This is a genomic window from Candidatus Pantoea floridensis (genome assembly GCF_900215435.1).
GTDB classification, from domain to species: domain Bacteria; phylum Pseudomonadota; class Gammaproteobacteria; order Enterobacterales; family Enterobacteriaceae; genus Pantoea; species Pantoea floridensis.
The window spans coordinates 233,588-254,060 of the sequence record NZ_OCMY01000002.1 but is presented as its reverse complement, the minus strand read 5'-3'; the positions used below and the strand labels follow the sequence as shown (position 1 = coordinate 254,060).

The window sequence follows — 20,473 nt, the reverse complement described above, 5'->3', positions numbered from 1 at the left end:
CAGCCCGCGCTGCCCACTTCTCAACGGTAGTCGCAACATTTTATGCAGGCAGCAACGTCTATGACGAGAAAACCGACATTTTTACCCTGGTTCATTATCCCAGCCACCTTTACGGCGCTCGGGTTAGTGGTTGCCATGTTCGCCGTGATGCAGTTTAGCGTGCGGGCCTATATTCCCGGTTCACTGGACGTGGGCGGATTTACCCTGGCGAACTTTAATGGCTTGTTTAAGAAAATCTATGCCGATGCCTTTATCAACACGGTGCTGCTTAGCGCGAAAACCGCCATTTTTGGCTTGCTGATGAGCTATCCGCTGGCCTACGCGCTGGTGCGAACGCGCACCACATGGATCAAATCCACCCTTTTGATTATTGCCATCACGCCGCTGTTTCTCGGCGAAGTGGTGCGTACCTATTCGTGGATTATCGTGTTGGGCAATAGCGGATTTCTTAACAGCGTACTGCTGGCAATCGGCATCATTCATAAGCCTATCCAGTTTATGTTCACGCAAACGGGAGTGGTGGTGGCGCTGGTGCATGTGACGATGCCGATCATGGTGATGATGCTGGCCACCGCGCTGTCACACATCAATCCTGATTATGAAAAAGCCGCCACCAGCCTTGGGGCCGGGCCCATACGCACACTGCTTACGGTGACGATTCCGCTGTCGCTGCCAGGCATAGTTTCGAGTTTAACCACGGCCTTCGCCTGGACCTTCAGTGCTTTCGCCACCCCGCAACTGATCGGTGGAGGACGCGTTAGCACCGTGGCCACCATGGTGTATCAGCTGGGATTTTCATCGATGAATTTTCCGTTTGCCGCCGCGCTCAGCATTGCCGGTTTACTGCTGACGATTCTGCTGCTGATGGTGCTAAAACGCATGAGCCGCTTCCTGCACGCAATAGGAGAACATTAAGATGACGCGTTCGCTAAACGATAAACTGATTACCCTGACCGGTCGCCTGCTGGTCATTGCCATTGTTCTGTTTGTCATGCTGCCAACGATTGTGGTTTTCATCTCCTCATTCAGCAGCACATCGGTGCTGTTCTTCCCACCGAAAGGCTGGTCACTGCGCTGGTTTGAGCGTGCAGTAAGTTACGATGATTTTCGCCACGGCTTCTATTCTGGCCTCATTGTTACCGCCTGGGCATCCTCCCTGGCGGTGATCATCGGCGCAACACTGGCTATTGCAATTGAGCGCTACAGCTTTCCCTGCAAGCAGGTGCTGGAAGGGGTGTTGCTCTCACCGCTTTTCATTCCCCATTTCACTATTGGGCTGGGTTTGCTGATGCTGGTTTCGCAGCTCGGTATCGGGCGCGGTTATCCACTGGTGATTTTCTGCCATATCGTGCTGGTGCTGCCGTTCGTGTTGCGCAGCGTGTATGTGTCATTAAAGAATCTGGAGCAACGTATTGAACTGGCCGCCGCCAGCCTTGGTGCATCGCCTTTACGCGTGGTGTGGACCATCACCGTGCCGTTGATATTACCCGGCCTGTTTGGCGGCTGGTTATTTGCGGCTATCCTGTCGTTCAATGAATTCACTGCCTCGCTGTTTATTACCACGCAAGCGACGCAAACCCTGCCGGTGGCGATGTACAACTATGTACGTGAATTTGCTGACCCCACGCTGGCGGCACTCTCGGTTATTTATATTGCCGTAACGGCAACGATGTTAATTATTGCCAATAAGTTTTTAGGCTTAGGAAAAATTCTGAATGTTGAAGCGGGACATTAATTAATTTACTGAGCGTCAGCGCTTTCTAACGCACCGATTAACTTCAATGCGACTCTTTTCCATGAAAAGGGCGGAGTCGTTCATCTTTAGGAAATTCACATGTCAGTAGAAAAAATGAATACCGTGATTGTCGGGGCAGGCCAGGCAGGTATTGCGATGAGTGAGCATCTGTCATTAATGGGGGTTCCCCATGTGGTTTTAGAGCGTAGTCGTATTGCCGAACGCTGGCGTTCTGAACGTTGGGATTCATTAGTTGCGAATGGTCCAGCGTGGCACGATCGTTTTCCGTCATTAAAATTCGACAATATTTCCCAGGAAGCTTTTCCGCCCAAAGAGCGTATGGCGCAATATTTCGAGGATTACGCAAAAATGCTCGATGCGCCCGTGCGAACTGGCGTTGAGGTTTATCTGGTTGAGCGCCTGGCCGGACGCAGCGGATTTAAAGTCGTCACCTCGGCGGGAGAATTTGAGGCGGATAACGTGGTAGCCGCCACCGGGCCTTTTCAAAAGCCCTCGATCCCGCAGATTGTGCCAGAGAGCGCCGCACTGCATCAGATCCACTCTTCGGGCTATAAAAATCCTCAGCAGCTGCCGGAAGGCGGCGTGCTGGTGGTGGGTGCTGGCGCTTCCGGGACACAAATCGCGGAAGAGTTAAGAAAATCAGGGCGTGACGTGTATCTCTCAGTCGGCGAACACTATCGTCCGCCGCGCGCCTATCGCGACCGTGATTACTGCTGGTGGCTCGGCGCACTTGGCCTGTGGGATGAGGTGAAGATCAAGCCGAAAAAACAGCACGTTGCCTTTGCGGTGAGCGGCTATGAAGGCGGCAAAACGGTAGATTTTCGTCGTCTGGCCCACATGGGCATCACGCTTGTGGGCATCACGACGCGTTGGGATGATGGCGTACTCAGCTTTGCCGAAGGTTTGGCGGAGAATATTGCCGAAGGGGATAAAGCCTATTTCGATGTGCTGCGTGATGCAGATGCTTATATTGCACGCAACGGTTTGGACCTGCCGCCAGAACCGCAGGCGTGGGAGTTGTTGTCGGATCCTGAATGCCTGATTAATCCGCTGGCTAAGTTGGATATTCATGGCGCAGGGATTAGCACTATTATTTGGGCCACCGGATTTAAATTTGATTTTAGCTGGCTGCAGGTCGATGCATTTGATGAAAAGGGTGTGCCATTCCATAAGCGCGGTATTTCAGCAGAACGTGGCATCTATTTTCTTGGCCTGCCGAATCTGGTTAATCGTGCATCCTCATTTATTTATGGTGTCTGGCATGATGCGAAATATATAGCTGACCATATCGTGTTGCAAAATGCCTATACCGATTACGTAAAATCGTAATTTATGCGCATGAGGTGCGTATAAATGCGCACCCAGCCGCGCTGTAGTGAATATTTTCGGATGCCGATTGATGAACATAACCTGTATTGAAGAGTTACGCCTTCTGGCGCGTAAGCGTGTACCGAAAATGTTTTATGATTATGTGGATGCAGGTTCATGGACGGAATACAGCTATCGCGCTAATGAGGCCGACCTGCAACGCATCGAATTTCGTCAGCGCGTGGCCGTCGATATCTCTCAGCGCAGCACCACCAGCACGATGTTGGGGCAACCCGTTACGTTGCCGATGGCGATTGCACCCACCGGCTTAACCGGCATGGTGCATGCCAATGGTGAAATCCTTGCCGCGCGGGCAGCAAAAAATTTTGGCATTCCTTTCACGCTATCCACCATGAGCATCTGTTCTATCGAAGCGGTGGCACAGGCGACACAGCACCATCCCTTTTGGTTTCAGCTGTATGTGATGCGCGATCGTCAGTTTGTCGCCCGTTTAATTGAGCGCGCTAAAGCCGCCAACTGCAGTGCGTTGGTGGTTACCATGGATTTACAGGTGTTTGGTCAGCGGCACAAAGACATCAAGAATGGCTTATCCACGCCGCCCAAAATGACGCTGAAAAATATGATCAACATTGCCAGCAAACCGCGCTGGTGCCGCAACATGCTGGCATCACCGCATCGTAATTTTGGCAATATTATTGGCCATGCCAGCGGGGTAGAGAGTATTGATGCAATGATGGCGTGGACGCAGCAGCAGTTTGATCCTTGCCTCTCGTGGCGGGATGTTGAGTGGATTAAACAGCGCTGGGGCGGCAAACTTATTGTCAAGGGCATCATGGATGCCGAGGATGCGCGATTAGCGGTGGCAGCGGGTGCGGATGCCGTGATCGTTTCTAATCATGGTGGTCGTCAGCTGGACGGCGTCTCTTCATCGATATCCATGTTGCCACTGATTGTTGATGCGGTGAAAAATCAGGCCGAAGTGCACTTTGATGGCGGCATCCGTTCCGGACAGGATGTCCTCAAGGCTATCGCGCTGGGCGCCAAAGGCACCTATATCGGCCGCAGCATGCTGTATGGATTGGGGGCATTAGGTGAGCAGGGCGTAACCTGCGCGCTGAATATCATCCGTAATGAATTCGACCTCTCAATGGCGTTTTGTGGCAAAACGGAGGTGGCCGCAATTGATGCGACGATATTGCGTCAGGATATTTGCCGATAAAAAAAGCCGGACATGGTCCGGCTTTGTTCATTTCTGGCGTGAATTACAGCGCCATATCCTGCTTGCCTGATTCCGCACGCGGTTTAGCCTGCGTTGGCGCCACGGTCTGGTCGCCCATGTTAATCACCGGCGGTTTAGTCAACTGCAGCGTGGCTGCGGTATTGTCCCAAACCTGCTGCGTCAACGCGGTGTTGCCGTTCAGCTTCTGGCCGAAACTTGGCACGACGTCACGGATCTTCTGCTGCCACTCTGGCGATGCAAACTGCTCTGGGAACAGCTTCTTCATCACGTCGAGGGTGATAGGTGCGGCAGTCGATGCACCTGGTGAGGCACCTAACAGCGCTGCCAGGGTTTTCTGCTGATCGGTCACAATTTCGGTGCCCAGCTTCAGCACGCCGCCTTTGTCTGCGTCTTTCTTAATGATCTGTACGCGCTGGCCGGCCTGAATCAATTTCCAGTCCTCTTTACGTGCGTTTGGATAGTACTCCTTCAGCGCAGCAAAGCGGTCATCATCATTCAGCATCACCTGACCAATCAGGTATTTCACCAGATCAAAGTTATCAATACCCACATGCGTCATCGGCATGATGTTGCTGGTGGTGGTGGCGCTCAGCAGATCGAACAGCGAACCGTTTTTCAGGTACTTGGTCGAGAAGGTGGCGAACGGGCCAAACAGCACCACTTTCTTACCGTCGAGGTAGCGAGAATCGATGTGTGGCACGGACATCGGCGGAGCGCCCACAGAAGCCTGGCCGTACACTTTTTCCAGGTGACGGTTGGCGATCGCTGGGTTTTCGGTCATCAGGAAGGAACCGCCGACCGGGAAGCCGCCGTAGTTATCGGCTTCTGGAATACCGGTTTTCTGCAGCAGCTTAATGGCAGCGCCGCCTGCGCCGATAAACACGTATTTCGCATCGACAGAGCGCTTATCACCGCTCTTCACATCTTTAACGGTAACGTGCCAGGAGTTGTCACTGTTACGCTTGAAATCAGTGACTTCAGTAGACGTTTCCAGCTTGAAGTTCTGATCTTTTTTCAGGCTGCCGATCAGCTGACGGGTGATTTCACCGTAGTTGACATCGGTGCCCACTGGCGTCCAGGTTGCAGCAACTTTCTGGTTCGGATCGCGGCCTTCCATCACCAGCGGTGCCCATTGCTGGATCTGCTGATGATCGGTTGAGAATTTCATGCCCTGGAACAGCGTCGTTTTCTGCAGCGCCTCATAACGCTTGGTGAGGTATTCGACATTTTTGTCGCCCCAAACGAAGCTCATATGCGGAGTCGAATTGATAAACGAGTGTGGATCGTGCAACACGCCGCGCTGTACTTGTGAAGTCCAGAATTGACGAGAAATCATGAACGCTTCGTTGATTTCCAGCGCTTTGCTAACGTCGATTGAACCGTCTGCACGCTCTGGCGTGTAGTTCAGCTCCATGTTAGCAGAGTGCCCCGTACCGGCGTTGTTCCAGCCGTTGGACGATTCCAGTGCCACGCCATCCAGCTTCTCAACCATCAGCTGTTTCCAGCCCGGCTGAAGCTCTTGCAGCCAGGTGCCAAGCGAGGCGCTCATGATACCGCCGCCAATCAGCAGCACGTCAGTTTTTTCTGGTGCATCTTCAGCGTGTAGCGCAGAAGAGACAAGCAGCGCTGCCAGCGATAGGGCAGACACGATCTTTTTGGTGTGAGTCATTCCAGTCCTACTTATTATGCAATGCAGGTGAACGTTAAAAATTCGGTTTGCACATTAAGAGATTGTTACGAAATGATTAACTTATTTTTAGTTAATAAAGTATTGGTGTTAATTAATTAACTTTAAAAAAAGAAAGGCGGATAAAACATAAGCAAAACAGGGAGTAAAGCGAGGATAAACCGCTCAGGTCACGCGGTTATTCTTTATATCGGTTGACGCGACTTAGGTCAAATAAAAACCTCGCCTACCGCTGCACATTTCATAAACCATCACTGCACGAAGCGTGTTCATTGCGCGTAGCAAAACTGTATTACCCTAAGGTCTCTAATGATTTGTTTAAACACTTTCACGTGGGCAACGGCATGGCTAACAAAACGCTGTATGAAAAACTGATCGATCAGCATGTGGTTCGGACGTTAGAGGACGAAGGGCATGTGCTGCTGTACATCGACCGCTCTATTCTGAATGAGTACACCAGCCCGCAGGCGTTTAGCGGTTTGCGCGATCATCAGCGTGCGGTGCGTAATCCCGGCACTATTTTACTGAATGTCGATCACGTCAACCCAACGCGTCCCGAGCGCGATGACGCCATGACCGATGCCGGTGGACAATTACAGGTTGATTATTTCCGCCAGAATGCCGCGCATTTTGGCATTGAACTGTTCGATGTGATGGATCCACGTCAGGGTATTGAACATGTTGTTGCCCACGAGCAGGGCCTGGTCATGCCCGGAATGGTGATCGCTGCAGGTGATAGCCATACCACCACATACGGCGCGTTTGGTGCACTTGGCTTCGGCATCGGCACCTCGGAAATCGAGCATCTGCTTGCTACGCAAACGCTGATTTATCGCCGGTTGAAAACCATGCTGGTGACGGTGAACGGCGAGTTGCCGTTTGGCTGCTCGGCGAAGGACATCATCATGGCGCTGATTGAGCAGATTGGCGCTTCAGGGGCTACCGGTTTTGCCATTGAATTTACCGGTGTTGCCATTGCGGCGCTGAGTATGGAAGGGCGCATGACGCTGTGTAACATGGCGGTGGAAGCCGGTGCTCGCGGCGCTATCATCGCGCCGGATGAAAAGGTCTTTGCCTATATTGCGGGCAAACCGCAAATGCCGGTGGGACCAATGTGGGATCGGGCCGTTGCGGAGTGGCGTGCATTAAAGAGCGATGCTGACGCGCCCTTTGATCGCCGCATTACCATCGATTGTAGTGACCTCGAACCCAAAGTGACCTGGGGAATTAGCCCGGATCAAGCTGGCGCTATCACGGGGCGCGTCCCCGATCCCGCGCAGGAAAAAGATCCGGTTAAACAGCAGGCGTTAAATACCGCACTGAAATACATGGGGCTGGAACCCGGCACGCCGTTAGCCGATATCGCCATCACGCACGCCTTTATTGGTTCCTGTACCAATGGTCGAATTGAGGATTTACGAGCCGCGGCCGCCATTATCGACGGCCATAAAATTGCGCCACACGTGCGAGGCATTATCGTTCCTGGTTCAACTCAGGTGCGTCAGCAGGCAGAAGCGGAAGGATTAGCGGCGATATTCATCAACGCCGGCTTTGAGTGGCGTCAATCAGGTTGCTCAATGTGTCTGGCAATGAATGAAGATGTGCTTGCGCCTGGCGATCGTTGCGCTTCAGGTACCAACCGTAATTTCCCAGGCCGTCAGGGCGCAGGTGCCCGCACGCATTTGATGAGTCCGGCGATGGTTGCCGCCGCCGCGATTGCCGGTCATCTGGTTGACGTCCGCCGCTTTATGACAGCAGAGGTTTAAAATGGAAGCGTTTAATAACATTACCGGCACGCTCGCCCCGTTACCGGCTGCCAATATTGATACGGATGTGATCATGCCGAAGCAGTTTCTCAAAGGCATTGATCGCCAAGGTTTAGATCGCGGCGTGTTCTTCGACCTGCGCTTTTTGGCCGATGGCAGCCCAAACCCGGATTTCATTCTCAATCAGCGCGGGTGGGAACACGCCACTTTCTTGCTGGTGGGGGCGAATTTCGGCTGTGGTTCCAGCCGCGAACATGCGGTGTGGGGGCTCAATCAGCTCGGCATTCGCGCCATTATTGGTACCAGTTTTGCCGGTATCTTTGATGATAACTGCCAGCGCAACGGTGTTCTGACGCTGACGTTGAGTGATGAGGATTACCAGCGATTGAGTGCAGTGGCGAACGATCCTACCAACAATCGCATTACCGTTTCGCTGGAACAGCAGGCGATCCTTTTCGATAATCAACGTATTGCGTTCTCCGTGAGCGCATTGAAACGTGAAATGCTGCTGGGCGGCGGAAGCGCTGTAGATTGGACGCTGCAATACGCCTCTGATATTAGCCAGTTTGAAACGCAGCATTTTGCCCAACGTCCGTGGCTGAAACGCGCGAATACGGCAAAGGATGAACAGCATGAGTGAGATAACGCCTCAGGGAGATTCGCCGTTTATTGAAGGCTTTACGCTTAGCGACGTGCGTCTGGCTAACGGCATTACGTTACGCGTAGCCATGGGCGGCGAAGGGCCGCCGCTGCTGCTTTTGCATGGTCATCCGCAGAATCATCTGGCGTGGCGCAAGATTGCGCCGCAGCTGGCGCAAAAATATCGCGTTATCCTGCCGGATTTACGTGGCTATGGCGACAGTGATAAACCGCCGAGTGACGAAACCCATCGCCCCTACTCAAAACGCGTGATGGCCGATGACATTAGCCTGCTGATTGAAGCATTGGGATGGGAGCGCGTGGCTTTCGTGGGCCACGATCGCGGCGCCCGCGTCGGGCACCGATTGGCGCTCGATCACCCGGAAAAACTCTCCTGCTGCGTATTTGTCGATATTGCACCTACCGCAACCATGTATGCATTAACCGATAAAACATTCGCCACGCGTTATTTCTGGTGGTTTTTCCTGATTCAGCCGTACCCGTTACCCGAAACCATGATCGGTCACGACCCGGCTTTATTTCTGCGTAAACACATTGATGGCCAATTAAAAACGCCAGGCGCAACCTCGGATGAAATATTTAATGATTATCTGCGCTGTTATCAAAATAAAGCGATGATACATGCAGTATGCGAAGATTATCGCGCTGCGGCCACCATCGATTTAGACGACGACGCGCAAGACAGTGATAAACGTATTGAATCTCCGCTATTGCTGTTGTGGGGTGAAAAGGGCACGGTTGGTCAGTTATATAACGTAGTGGATACCTGGCAGGATAAAGCGCGTCATGTGCAAGGGCAGGCATTACCTTGTGGCCACTCGCCGCATGAGGAAGTACCCGAACTGTTTTTAAGCCAGCTTCAGTGCTTCCTGGATTCTGTGTTATAACCGGCTAAATTTCTTTAACGCTGTGGTGTTATGAAGATATTGCTTGCCGGAAAAAGTTATCAGAAACCCTTGCAGGGCTGGCCTTCAGTAGAAGATCTGTACGTGTTTATCAGCGTGGCGCGCTATGAAGGTTTTGGCCGCGCCGCAACGGAGCTGGGCCAGTCGCCATCTTACATCAGCAAACGTATTGCCATCCTTGAAAAGCAGCTGGAAACCCGGCTGTTTTTTCGCACCAACCGTGTGATGCGCCTGACGCCCGAAGGTGAAAAAGCGCTGGAGGGCGCGCTGCAGGTGGTGAATGAAATGGATTCTTTCCTGAATAATTTCCAGCAGTGGCGCGGAGAGCTGACCGGCGACCTCACCGTGGCTTGCTCCTTTGGTTTTGGGCAGGACTATCTTTCCGACGCCGTGGCAGAATTTATGGCGCGTCATCCCTCGCTGAATATCAAATTAATTCTCACCGATCGCGATATTGATCTGCTGCAATCTGGCATCGATGTTGATATTCGCGTCAGTGATGATATTAATCACTCTTACATCGCCAAAAAATTAGCAGCTAATCGGCGTATTTTATGTGCATCGGCAGAGTATTTAGCGCAGTCACCTGCATTAACCACGCTGGACGATTTGATGGATCACAGCTGCCTTATTATTAATGAAAACAACAACACATTTGGGCATTGGACATTGACTGATGGTGAAAACAAAATTGTTTGTCGTCTTAATAGTCACTATTCATCCAACAGTGGCAAAGTGATTCTTAACTGGGCATTAAAATCACACGGGATTGCACTGCGCTCAGCCTGGGACGTTTCACCTTATTTAACAGAGAACAAACTCGTTCACGTTTTACCGCAGTGGTATCAGGAAGCCAATATATGGGCGGTTTATACACAACGCTCTTCAGAATCTCCGCGTATTAAGGTGTTTATTGATTTTCTCGTCGAATACTTTGGAGGGAAAAATTTATTTATTTCCTAGATGATTCACCATGATGTCAAAAAATTAAACCGTCCGCTGCAAAAATACGGACGGTTGGTACTAGGCAACAGTTTTATCGGCACGGCACTTTGTTACATGGTTTACCAGTTTCCATACGGATATTTTTTTCCTTTAATGAAATCTTTTATATCCTGGTCATATCCATAGGAAAAGTCACTCTTGGTAATATTTTTGCAGAGTGCTAATTGATCACCTGAGGTGGTCTTCAGGACTGATGGTCTCACCCGATAGTTTGGTTCGTTGCCTATGCCACGTAGCCAGACGGCTACCTTACCCTCAGGTCCCAGACCAATCTGTATTGTGTCGTAATAACCGATATTACCTTGGTAATCTTTGTGCTCGCTAGGCCTGCGCATTTTATTTATCGTTGCATCTGACAATGTCAGGTGAGTTTCATATACTTTTTTATCAATTACTGAATCCCAGCAGAAAAGAATATGTTTGGGAGGATGTTCAAGGTGATTCCAGTATCCATTGGGTGCACGGTCAATATCATTCCATTCTCCGATAACGTTACTCAGGTTAGGGGTGCTGTTTAGTGTATTAAAGCGATAATTATAACCGTCTGCATCAAGGATCGCAGCAAAAGTCACACGTGCAGGCAACGCCCTGGGTGTAAAAAAGTTAAAATTCCACTGCGTAGGTAGATCCTTTGGGAGAGGAACCGCATTGGGCTTAATAGCACTGTGGCAGGCCGTTATCAACAGAATTGAAAGAACTGCAACTTTACGGATTATTTCCATATTTTATTTCCTTCCATATCATAAATTGTCCGCTGCCAGCGTTCATCTGGGCGGTTAGTAAAAGTGATTAATTTAGCCGGTTTGACTGCGTCAGTGACCGCCCCTTGGCCGTCTCTTAACACGCTGTTCCAATTGGCTGAACAGTGGATATATTTTCCGCCAGAGCAAGAATTTAGGAAGTGGTAAAACCTTTAATAGGGCCGCCACTGCGAATAATAGTTTTATCGGCACGGCACTCTGTTACATGGTTTACCAGTTTCCATAAGGATATTTTTTTCCTTTAATGAAATCAGAAGTGTCACCATAATATTTATATCCGTTTGGATGTTTAGTTATCCCTTTGCAAAGAGCTAATTTCTCGCCTGAGACGGTCTTCAAGACTGATGGTCTTACCCGATAGTTTGGTTCGTTGCCTATACCACGTAGCCAGACGGCCACCTTACCCTCAGGTCCCAGACCAATCTGTATTGTGTCGTAATAACCGATATTACCTTGGTAATCTTTGTGCTCGCTAGGCCTGCGCATTTTATTTATCGTTGCATCTGACAATGTCAGGTGAGTTTCATATACTTTTTTATCAATTACTGAATCCCAGCAGAAAAGAATATGTTTGGGAGGATGTTCAAGGTGATTCCAGTATCCACTGGGTGCACGATCAATATCATTCCACTCTCCGATAACGTTACTCAGGTCAGGGGTGCTGTTTAGTGTATTAAAGCGATAATTATAACCGTCTGCATCAAGGATCGCAGCAAAAGTCACAAGTGCGGGCAACGCCCTGGGGGTAAAAAAGTTAAAATTCCACTGCGTAGGTAGATCCTTTGGGAGAGGAATCGCATTGGGATTACCAGCACTGTGGCAGGCCGTTATCAACAGAATTGAAAGAAGTGCAACTTTACGGATTATTTCCATATTTTATTTCCGTCCATATCGTAAATTGTCCGCTGCCAGCGTTCATCTGGGCGGTTAGTGAAAGTGATTAATTTAGCCGGTCTGACTCCGCCAACGATTGCCCCTTGGTCGTCTCTTATCACGCTGTTCCAATTGGACGAGCAGTGGATATATTTTTCCGCCAGAGCATGAATTTCGGAAGTGGTAAAACCTTTAATAGGGCCGCCACTGCGAATGGCACGTCCCATTACAATCGCTTTCTCACTTAAGCTGTTCAAATCGGCGGGCAATAAAAAGTCAGGGATACTGTCATCGATAGGATTAAAAATCACACCCGCCTCCTGTGCTGCATCTAGCATCACTCGTAATACCACTTTCGACCAATCATTGTGTGTTGAACGTTCAATGGTTAAGGCTACGCCGCTGCGTTTTTGCAAGGTGCCGTAGCGATCTGCGGGCATTCTGTCGTCATGCCAAGTGCTAATCTTGGTCTCCACACCATGAAGAATAGGTGCGACTACTGGGCTCTTACTTATCATCTCCCGCTGTTTACGGGCCTGCTGATAAATCCGGGTATCGCTCTCTGCAGTTGAAATAGGCACGGTTTCAAACTGCGGTCGGGTAAGAAAATACGCTTCATGCTCCTCTGGATTGTAGCCGCCACCTATATCTGAGTGCGCACCAGGCAAAGCAAGCTCCGGCCATGTCGGTTTCACACTGTTAAGTGCAAAATTAAAACGGCATTCGTGCTGTGCGGTGATATGAAAAACTTTCTGAGCCACGCCCGGGCGCAGCACAATATTTACCTCACCGGTATCGGCGCTGTGTGGATTAAAGCCGTTCACCGGTGAGCCAATCGCCGCCACGGTATCAAAGATCCCCACGAAGCGAGTTTTACCCCCGGGTGTACCTAAGAATTCGATACCCTCCAGCCCGGTTTTAATGGCTGTAATGATAGTTTTATCCTGTTCGAAGACCCGGTTAGCAAAATGCCGGGCTGCCGCTGCTCCACGGCTGAACCCGAAAAGATCAAATTGTATTTCCTTGACGATGCATGCACTCGCGTCGGGCAAGATGGCCAGATAATTTTTAATACCTGCTATCAGCAAAGTGATTGCCTTATCTGTTTTTCTCACCACACCAGTGCTACCCCCGCCAGTCCCTATTCCATAGATGCTATCACCCTGACCATTTTCAGTGCCGATCCCTTCGATATAAATCGCGTGCTGTCCATATCCCGTACTGGCCATAAGATTCTGGTTATAAAGTGTATAAAGCCAGTGCACATTGGTGTAATAACCGAGATGACTTCCAGCGGCCGTGCCGCTGTAGCCACGTTTTAGTTGAATACATTGAGAATAGGCCGACTGAGTATCGCCATCATTCATTCCAAAATGCTCCCCTGAGCATGCATCCAAACTTGCAACGGTATTATCCGCATTATTTCCTGTACCATCAAAGAACACGCCAATAGTAAGGGTAATTTCACGCTTTGGGGGCTGTGGACGAGTAGCATTCGACACCGGTGAAAAGGCTTTTTTACGTGCTGCCTGGGCATGCTGTTCCGGTTCCGCATTGCTATTTCGTGTCATGCGCGTTGTTGGTCGGGGTTTACCATTTGAATGCTGATAATTCCTGCGGCTAACTGAACGGTGATATTCAGCGATAATTCTGTCAGCACCGCTGAAAGAGAAGGCATGGACGTTGTTACAAATCAGTTCACCTTTATCATTAATGTAGAAAATAACGTCAGGGCCATGCATTTCGCTGAGCATTACTGCGTCACCGCAAAATATCATCTTTTCCAGTCGTTCTTTCTCGCGTGGCCCGTGAGGTCCGGGTTGGTGTGGATTCCTGCATGAGGATTGTTCACGCATGTTAATAATATTGAAACCTGGGTTATAACTATCGTCAAACTCGTATTGATCACAAATTCGTGCCCAGGCATAGCTGGGTGAGACAATGCGTTCAAAATCCTCAGGAGCGAGGTTATCGTTAGGCAGGTAGTAGAGATATATTCCTGGCAAACTAAGGCTCATATCTATTTCCCTCTGGATGGAATTTTATGCCGTCACCATATAGTGTTTTTTTGCAGAGGGTAAATACCTGATAACTATCTATTAGTAAGTTAAGTCGATTTTAATGCCTACACCAATTTCTAGTGAAAAAGATAAAACTTATCTTTATCAGAGGATTACTGCGTAGTCTATTTAGGCATAATGGTTTGTTATCCAACTTTGATATTAAGTAAGTTCTATCATTTTTCTCAGAATTTCCTTTGCTTGCTTTTAATAGTTAAGTTGCCATTGTAATAAAGTTCGAGCGTTAATAGTGAATGGCATTCGCTATTTATATGTTATTGTATACATATCACATACATCCACTCTTTAGTATATCGACTTTCATACAGAGTATTTCGCAGAAAAAAGCCTGCCGATGACGCAAGGCAGGCTATGAATTCATGCAGGACGACAGTAAACATCAGCCATAGGCCACTTTACTATTGATGTGATAAAGCGTCGCTGTTGCAGCCATCACGTGTTGGCCATCGTGCGCCGGCTCGTGAGACTCAACGTCGGTGATGTGGTAGCCCACAGCGCCAGCGGCAAGTGCTTTTTGCACAAATGCGTCATTCAGTTCTTCCATTGAGGTGGCCCAGCTCACGGAAGTAAATCCAACCGGATGGATTGATGAAATTTCGCGATGGGTTAAATCAGCACGAATTAAAACGGGTTTTACAGATTGCGGTGTAAAGATTGAGATAACATCATTAATTAATTGTTTCATGGCCATACTCCTCGGAAAGAATAGCTGAGCCCATGGCTGAAGCTGCGAGTTGTTCAATTGTTGATAATGCGCTTTTACATCCCAAAAATGCTCACGGCGGGTGATCATTGCCGGTAAAGCTAATAAACACGTTTTGAGGTTAAGCGTTTTAGCTTTAATTGCTAATTAGATGTTAAGAAATCTTCAGCCACAACTCATTCAAACTTCCGCGAATATATTTGCATGTGGTTACATTTGCCGCTGTTAAAAATGTTGTCATGAATGGCGGCCTGACAAAAAACGGTAAAGCGCTTCTGACAGCCGCATTCATGGCAAACCGGCTAAGGGTTGCGTTAGAAAAATTAAAACTCGCGCTGTCCGCCCAACTCAATCACCCGATTCGGCGGGATATTAAACTGCTCATGCGCGCGCAGCGCATTACGCTGGCAGAAATGGAAGATACCGCCTTTCACCCGCATCAGACCTTTTCTTTTTTTCATCACCAGGGTGTCATGTGAGGTAAAGAAGGAGGCTTCATTCACGGTACAGCCAAATCCTTCCAGCCCACACAGATGCAGAATTTCAGCCATTGACGGCGTTTCGCGCCAACCATAAGTGGCGGTGACTTGCCAGAATGAAGGGGACAGCTGGGAGATGCTCAGGCGCTTTTGATTATAAACGCGCGGTATATCAGCGGTGCGGATGTGTAGCAGCACCACGCGTTTATGTAATACGCGGTTGTGTTTGAGGTTATGCAGCAGCGCCTGCGGAATTTCGTGCTGTTTCCGCGCCAGAAAAATCGCCGTGCCGGCCACGCGACTGGGCGGATTGGTTTCCAGCGATCTGACCAATGCTTGCAAGCTTTCTGGATCGTTATTCAATCGGCGAATTAAACGATTACGCTCGCTGCTCCAAATCAGCATGAGTCCCATCATACTGAGTGCCAGCAACACGGGCACCCAACCGCCAGAGAACAATTTCATCAGATTGGCGCTAAATAGCGGTACATCAATGCTGAGCATACACAGCAGGAAAATGAGAGCGACCGGTAACGGCCACTTCCAGTTACGCAGCGCGACGACGCCTGCCAGGCAGGCGGTAATCACCATTGTTCCGGTGACGACGATGCCGTAAGCGGAAGAGAGCGCCGAAGACTGGCGGAAGGCCAAAACAATCACCGTTACGGCAACGAACAGCAGCCAGTTCACCACGGGAATATAGATCTGTCCGGATTCGGTATGTGACGTAAAGATAATGCGCATCGGCGGCAGGAAGCCCTGACGTATCGCCTGATGCGTCAGGGTATATACGCCGGAAATCACGGATTGTGCGGCAATCACCGTTGCCATTGTCGAAAGCACAATCAGCGGAATTTGCCCCCAGGCAGGTGCGAGGTTAAAGAACGGGTTATTAATAGCCTGCGGATTGGCAATCACTAATGCACCCTGACCAAAATAGTTAAGTACCAGCGCAGGCATGGCGATGACCAGCCAGGCCATGCGAATCGGTGTTTTACCCAAGTGTCCCATATCTGCATACAGCGCTTCTGCACCGGTTACCGCCAGAACCACCATGCCGAGCGCGGCAAACGAGAGCGCTTTATGGCTCAGTAAAAACGTCAGTGCGTAGGAAGGATTGAGCGCGTAGAGCACGTCAGGGTTGAGTGCGATACCGCGAATACCTAGCAGGGCAATTGAAACAAACCAGACAAACATCACCGGCCCGAATACTTTACTGACCTTCTCCGTTCCGTGCCGTTGAATGATAAACAGTAGGGTAAGAATCACTACCGCCAGCGGTACCACATATTTATCCAACTCTGGGGAAACCACTTCAATCCCTTCAATCGCCGATAGCACCGAAATTGCCGGCGTAATAACACCATCGCCATAAAAGAACGCGCCGCCAATTAAGCCCGCCAGCACAATGATGTGACCCGCTTTTTCTCCAACGTGCTGGCGCGCCAGCGACATCAACGTTAGAACGCCGCCTTCGCCATCGTGATCGGCTCGCATGACAAAACAAACATATTTCAAGGTAACGATGAGCGTCAGCGCCCAGAAAATCAGCGAAAGAAAGCCCATTACCGCCGTGGTTGATATGCTGCCGTCGGGCAGAATGGAGAGGCACTCTTTGAGGGTATAAAGTGGGCTGGTACCGATATCGCCAAACACTATGCCTGCTGCGGCTAGCATCCCTGCCGGTAGGGACTGTTTTTCGTTCTGACTCATAGATTTCCTGTAGGTATCAGGTTTGAGACTCATGATGGCGAACATACCCGTTTGCAACGCGGGCGAACAGGGTAAGGCGAATTTATGAACACCATTTTTACGCCAATCGCCGATATTTTTACGGCATTTTTATATTGCTGCCTGGTTTATGATCTGAGCGTAGTTGATTAATCGTTTTAACAGTGAGAGAGGAAAGCAAATGTGAAGAGAAAGAGGGGCTTGATGTTGAGATAGCCGCGCAAAAAAATGCGTTGCGCGGCTTTATTTTGCCGGGTATTACCAGCCTTTAATAATATCGCCTTTATAGATTTCGTTCGCTTTATCCAGCACTTCCTGCGACTGGAAGGCCTGTTTCAACTTCTGCACGTTGGCGCTGTCTTTATTGTCTTCACGCGCCACGATGGCATTGACGTACGGTGAGGCTTTGCCTTCCATAAACATCCCATCACGCGAAGCAGAGAGATTCACCAGGGCAGCAAAGTTGTTGTTGATGATGGAAATATAAACCTGTGGGTCATCCAGGGTGCGCGCTAGCTGCGGCGTATCAACTTCCACAATTTTCAGCTTTTTAGGATTGTCAGTGATATCCAGCGTGGTGGGCAGCAGACCCGCTTCTGGTTTTACTTTAATTAGGCCTTGCGCCTGTAACAGCAGCAGACTGCGGCCCAGCGTGGTCGCTTCATTAGAGATAGTTACAGTGGCACCGATGGGTAACTCATTAAGCGATTTTATCTTGCGGGAATAACCCGCAATCGGGAATACAAAGGTGTTGGTTACTACGGCGAAGTGGTAACCGCGCTCTTTTGATTGCATCTCCAGATAGGGCAGGCTCTGAAACGCATTGGCGTCAACATCTTTGTTATACAGCGCTTCGTTTGGCTGTACATAGTCATTGAAGGCGACAACATCAACATCCAGCTGATATTTGTCGTGCGCAACTTGCTTCACTGTGTCCCATAACGCTTGGTCTGGCCCGGTATTTATGGCCACTTTGATGTGGTTTTCATCGTTTTTATTACAGCCACTCAACAGTGCAACGGAAGCAGCCAGCAGAGTTGTGAGTATTATTTTCTTCATTGCGCAGGTCCCCTCTTAACGTAGGAAACGGACTATAATGGATATCTAGACGTCTGTACATCCATTGGTGAGCCGTTCGCCTGGAATTCGTTCAGGGGCCGCTACTTTTGCAAACAGGCGATGTATTTCTCTCCCGAATGCAGAACTTTTTTCTGCGCTTCGGTCAAAATTTCACGATGCTCAAATGCGCCGTAAAGTTGCTCAAATTTTAACGGTGAAAGCCGAAGCATAATGTCGCTCACCGTCGAGGCAGAGAGTGGCAGCATATTTGGGTAGCTCCACATAAATGACACGGCATTAGCGCCAGGCGTGACTTGCAATATATCGCCGCTTAAAAGTAAGCCGTCATTGTGCGAATGATGCAACACACAACCCCCGGCAAAATGGCCGCCAAGACGAATCAGCTTCACTGCAGGTAAAATTTCCTGTTCGTCACCGTGCCAAAGCTGAATATGGGAACTGGAGCGCATAATCCATTCACGATCGCTGGCATGGAGGTAAATCGGCGCGTTAAAGGCGGCAGCCCAATCCTGCATGGTGCTGTAATAATGCGGGTGTGAAATAGCGATGGCGTGAATACCGCCAAGCGCGCTGATAATGGCTTTCGTGGCGTTATCCAGATTAGCGATGCAATCCCAAAGAATATTTCCCTGAGATGTTCGCAGCAGAAAGGCGCGTTGATTGATGGCAAAGCCAGGCACCGTCTGCAAGCTAAAGAGTGTGGCGGTGTGCTGCTGCCATTTATTGCTGTGAGTGACGAGCAGGCGTTCCAGCGGCATCCATTTTTGCCCGGTTGCCGGCACGTATTGCCGATCATCGTCACATATTGCGCAGCGTTTGATTTCTTCACGTTGCTCGTCGTAAGACGTGCCGCATGCAGTGCAGACTTTAATCATGCTCGACTCCTGACCATAAATGAAACATGCTTATTACTGCGGCTGAAGCTGGTAAATCCATGCCGAGAGCGGCTGTCCATCAAGGGTGATCACGTCGACTTCAACGCGATCGTAGCCATCTTCAAATTCATCAAGCATCGGCCAATGTGACGCCAGCCGATCGGACATAAACACATAACCCTGCACGCGTGGCCCGTCGTGCTGCAAAACAATGCCGGGAAAATCCGCTGCAGCGCCCCAGCCACGCGCGTAGTAGATGCCTGCAACCGATCCCGCCAGCCATTCGCCGCCGATATTTTCCAGAATATGGGCATTGGAGTGGCCTGGTTGTAACGTACCGTAAACAAATAAACGTTCCATTTTCCCTCGTAAAATCAAGCAAAAGCGGCACTTTACTCTGCCGCAGGGATGATGTCATCCCCGGCATGCAGACCGCCCGATATGTGATGTGCGTACTATTGAAAATCGCTATTCTGAACCACCCGCCTGGTGAGGTAAAAGATCAATGATGAATAGTTCGAGCATTGCCCGCTGCACGATAAAAAGCTATCCACAATCCGCACAATTTGATGGCAAGAGATTTAATAATGGCATTCCACGCCAGCAGCTGGGATTGGCCGAATATGCCAAACTTATCTGGGACTTTACGTTTAACAAACCTAAAAATACGGTTCCCGAGCATGCATTACCGCTTATCCCTCTTAGCGCGCAGCAGCTGCTTCTCGCACCGGATAAGCGTGTATATCGGCTTGGACACTCTTCATTATTGTTTAAAATACAGGGCAAATTTTGGCTGACCGATCCGGTATTTACCCAGCGTGCGTCACCGTTTCGCCGATTAGGTCCCAAACGCTTTCAGCCGGCACCTATTTCACTCGACGCGCTGCCGCCCATCGAAGGGATTATTCTCTCGCACGATCATTATGATCATCTCGATTATCACAGCATCATGCAGCTCAAAGATCGGGTGCGATATTTCCTGACTCCGCTCGGTGTTGGCGACTTGATTACATCCTGGGGCGTTGCGCCGGAGAAAATTACGCAGCTCGATTGGTGGGAATCCACAGATATTGGCGGCATTCAATTTGTCGCAACGCCTTCGCAGCACTTTTCCGGGCGAGGTTTATTTGACGGTAATAAACGCTTATGGTGCTCGTGGAGCATCATTAGCGATGAATTCCGCCTGTTCTTCGGTGGTGATTCCGGCTATTTCGACGGATTCAAACAGATCGGCCATAAGTTTGGCCCATTCGATATGGCATTTCTGGAAAATGGGGCTTATGACCGTCGCTGGGCCGATATTCACATGCTGCCGCAAGACACCATAAAAGCCTTTAAAGATCTGAACGCGAAATGGCTGTTTCCGATTCACAATGCCACCTTCGATCTGGCATTTCATCACTGGAACGATCCGCTGAATCAAATAGTCGCGCTGGCAAAGGAACATCAAATCAAACTCTGTATGCCGCAAATCGGGCAGGGCGTGCAATTTTTGCAGCCGCAGGAAGAAGCCTGCTGGTGGTAAAAAGCAGCATCCCAGCG

Annotated in this window: 18 protein-coding genes; 9 read left to right on the top strand and 9 right to left on the bottom strand. The window is 49.8% G+C overall.

What is annotated here, in order from left to right:
* Positions 1-60 precede the first annotated feature (60 nt).
* The 4 genes from CRO19_RS21770 to CRO19_RS21755 all read left to right on the top strand — a co-directional run bounded on the left by CRO19_RS21770 (position 61) and on the right by CRO19_RS21755 (position 4,304).
* Entirely contained in the window at positions 61-915 is an 855-nt protein-coding gene (locus CRO19_RS21770; protein ID WP_097097920.1) for an ABC transporter permease, read from the top strand.
* 1 nt (position 916) lies between these two features.
* Positions 917-1,735 (top strand): ABC transporter permease, encoded by an 819-nt coding sequence (locus CRO19_RS21765; RefSeq protein ID WP_097097919.1) that lies wholly within the window; start codon positions 917-919, stop codon positions 1,733-1,735.
* 99 nt (positions 1,736-1,834) lie between these two features.
* Positions 1,835-3,085 (top strand): flavin-containing monooxygenase, encoded by a 1,251-nt coding sequence (locus CRO19_RS21760; protein ID WP_097097918.1) that lies wholly within the window; start codon positions 1,835-1,837, stop codon positions 3,083-3,085.
* A 70-nt stretch (positions 3,086-3,155) separates the two neighbouring features.
* The gene (locus CRO19_RS21755; RefSeq protein WP_097097917.1) at positions 3,156-4,304 is read left to right on the top strand and encodes an alpha-hydroxy acid oxidase; all 1,149 of its coding nucleotides are present in this window, start codon (positions 3,156-3,158) and stop codon (positions 4,302-4,304) included.
* 43 nt (positions 4,305-4,347) lie between these two features.
* Here the strand turns inward: CRO19_RS21755 and mqo are convergent, their stop codons facing one another.
* Positions 4,348-5,994, bottom strand: coding sequence for a malate dehydrogenase (quinone) (gene mqo, locus CRO19_RS21750; protein WP_097097916.1), 1,647 nt, complete (start codon positions 5,992-5,994; stop codon positions 4,348-4,350).
* Positions 5,995-6,356: 362 nt separating this feature from the next.
* Here mqo and leuC point away from each other — a divergent pair, with 362 nt between their 5' ends.
* The 4 genes from leuC to CRO19_RS21730 are packed head-to-tail and all read left to right on the top strand — an operon-like array spanning position 6,357 to position 10,306.
* The gene (gene leuC, locus CRO19_RS21745) at positions 6,357-7,778 is read left to right on the top strand and encodes a 3-isopropylmalate dehydratase large subunit (RefSeq protein ID WP_097097915.1); all 1,422 of its coding nucleotides are present in this window, start codon (positions 6,357-6,359) and stop codon (positions 7,776-7,778) included.
* Between the two features lies 1 nt (position 7,779).
* The gene (leuD, locus tag CRO19_RS21740; protein ID WP_097097914.1) at positions 7,780-8,418 is read left to right on the top strand and encodes a 3-isopropylmalate dehydratase small subunit; all 639 of its coding nucleotides are present in this window, start codon (positions 7,780-7,782) and stop codon (positions 8,416-8,418) included.
* The gene (locus CRO19_RS21735; protein WP_097097913.1) at positions 8,411-9,325 is read left to right on the top strand and encodes an alpha/beta fold hydrolase; all 915 of its coding nucleotides are present in this window, start codon (positions 8,411-8,413) and stop codon (positions 9,323-9,325) included. The genes leuD and CRO19_RS21735 overlap by 8 nt, the downstream gene beginning before the upstream one ends.
* Before the next feature lie 30 nt (positions 9,326-9,355).
* On the top strand, positions 9,356-10,306 hold the full coding sequence (locus CRO19_RS21730; RefSeq protein WP_097097912.1) for a LysR family transcriptional regulator: 951 nt from the start codon (positions 9,356-9,358) through the stop codon (positions 10,304-10,306).
* Positions 10,307-10,407: 101 nt separating this feature from the next.
* On the opposite strand, the gene CRO19_RS21725 is transcribed toward CRO19_RS21730, so the two are convergent.
* The 8 genes from CRO19_RS21725 to CRO19_RS21690 all read right to left on the bottom strand — a co-directional run bounded on the left by CRO19_RS21725 (position 10,408) and on the right by CRO19_RS21690 (position 19,291).
* A complete protein-coding gene (locus CRO19_RS21725) occupies positions 10,408-11,070 on the bottom strand; it encodes a DUF2931 family protein (RefSeq protein ID WP_097097911.1) in 663 nt (220 codons plus the stop codon).
* Between the two features lie 249 nt (positions 11,071-11,319).
* Positions 11,320-11,982: a DUF2931 family protein gene (locus CRO19_RS21720; RefSeq protein WP_097097910.1), complete on the bottom strand. Its 663-nt coding sequence runs from the start codon at positions 11,980-11,982 to the stop codon at positions 11,320-11,322.
* A complete protein-coding gene (locus CRO19_RS21715; protein WP_370659823.1) occupies positions 11,973-14,000 on the bottom strand; it encodes a DUF8093 domain-containing protein in 2,028 nt (675 codons plus the stop codon). The genes CRO19_RS21720 and CRO19_RS21715 overlap by 10 nt, the downstream gene beginning before the upstream one ends.
* Before the next feature lie 442 nt (positions 14,001-14,442).
* Positions 14,443-14,748, bottom strand: coding sequence for a YdgH/BhsA/McbA family protein (locus tag CRO19_RS21710; protein ID WP_097097909.1), 306 nt, complete (start codon positions 14,746-14,748; stop codon positions 14,443-14,445).
* Positions 14,749-15,089: 341 nt separating this feature from the next.
* A complete protein-coding gene (kup, locus tag CRO19_RS21705) occupies positions 15,090-16,958 on the bottom strand; it encodes a low affinity potassium transporter Kup (protein ID WP_097097908.1) in 1,869 nt (622 codons plus the stop codon).
* Between the two features lie 276 nt (positions 16,959-17,234).
* Positions 17,235-18,035 (bottom strand): MetQ/NlpA family ABC transporter substrate-binding protein, encoded by an 801-nt coding sequence (locus CRO19_RS21700; RefSeq protein WP_097097907.1) that lies wholly within the window; start codon positions 18,033-18,035, stop codon positions 17,235-17,237.
* A gap of 101 nt (positions 18,036-18,136) precedes the next feature.
* Positions 18,137-18,931 (bottom strand): MBL fold metallo-hydrolase, encoded by a 795-nt coding sequence (locus tag CRO19_RS21695; protein ID WP_097097906.1) that lies wholly within the window; start codon positions 18,929-18,931, stop codon positions 18,137-18,139.
* 33 nt (positions 18,932-18,964) lie between these two features.
* On the bottom strand, positions 18,965-19,291 hold the full coding sequence (locus CRO19_RS21690; protein WP_097097905.1) for a gamma-glutamylcyclotransferase family protein: 327 nt from the start codon (positions 19,289-19,291) through the stop codon (positions 18,965-18,967).
* A 145-nt stretch (positions 19,292-19,436) separates the two neighbouring features.
* On the opposite strand from CRO19_RS21690, the gene CRO19_RS21685 reads away from it, so the two are divergent.
* Positions 19,437-20,456, top strand: a complete 1,020-nt coding sequence (locus CRO19_RS21685) for an MBL fold metallo-hydrolase (protein ID WP_097097904.1) — start codon at positions 19,437-19,439, stop codon at positions 20,454-20,456.
* Positions 20,457-20,473 lie beyond the last annotated feature (17 nt).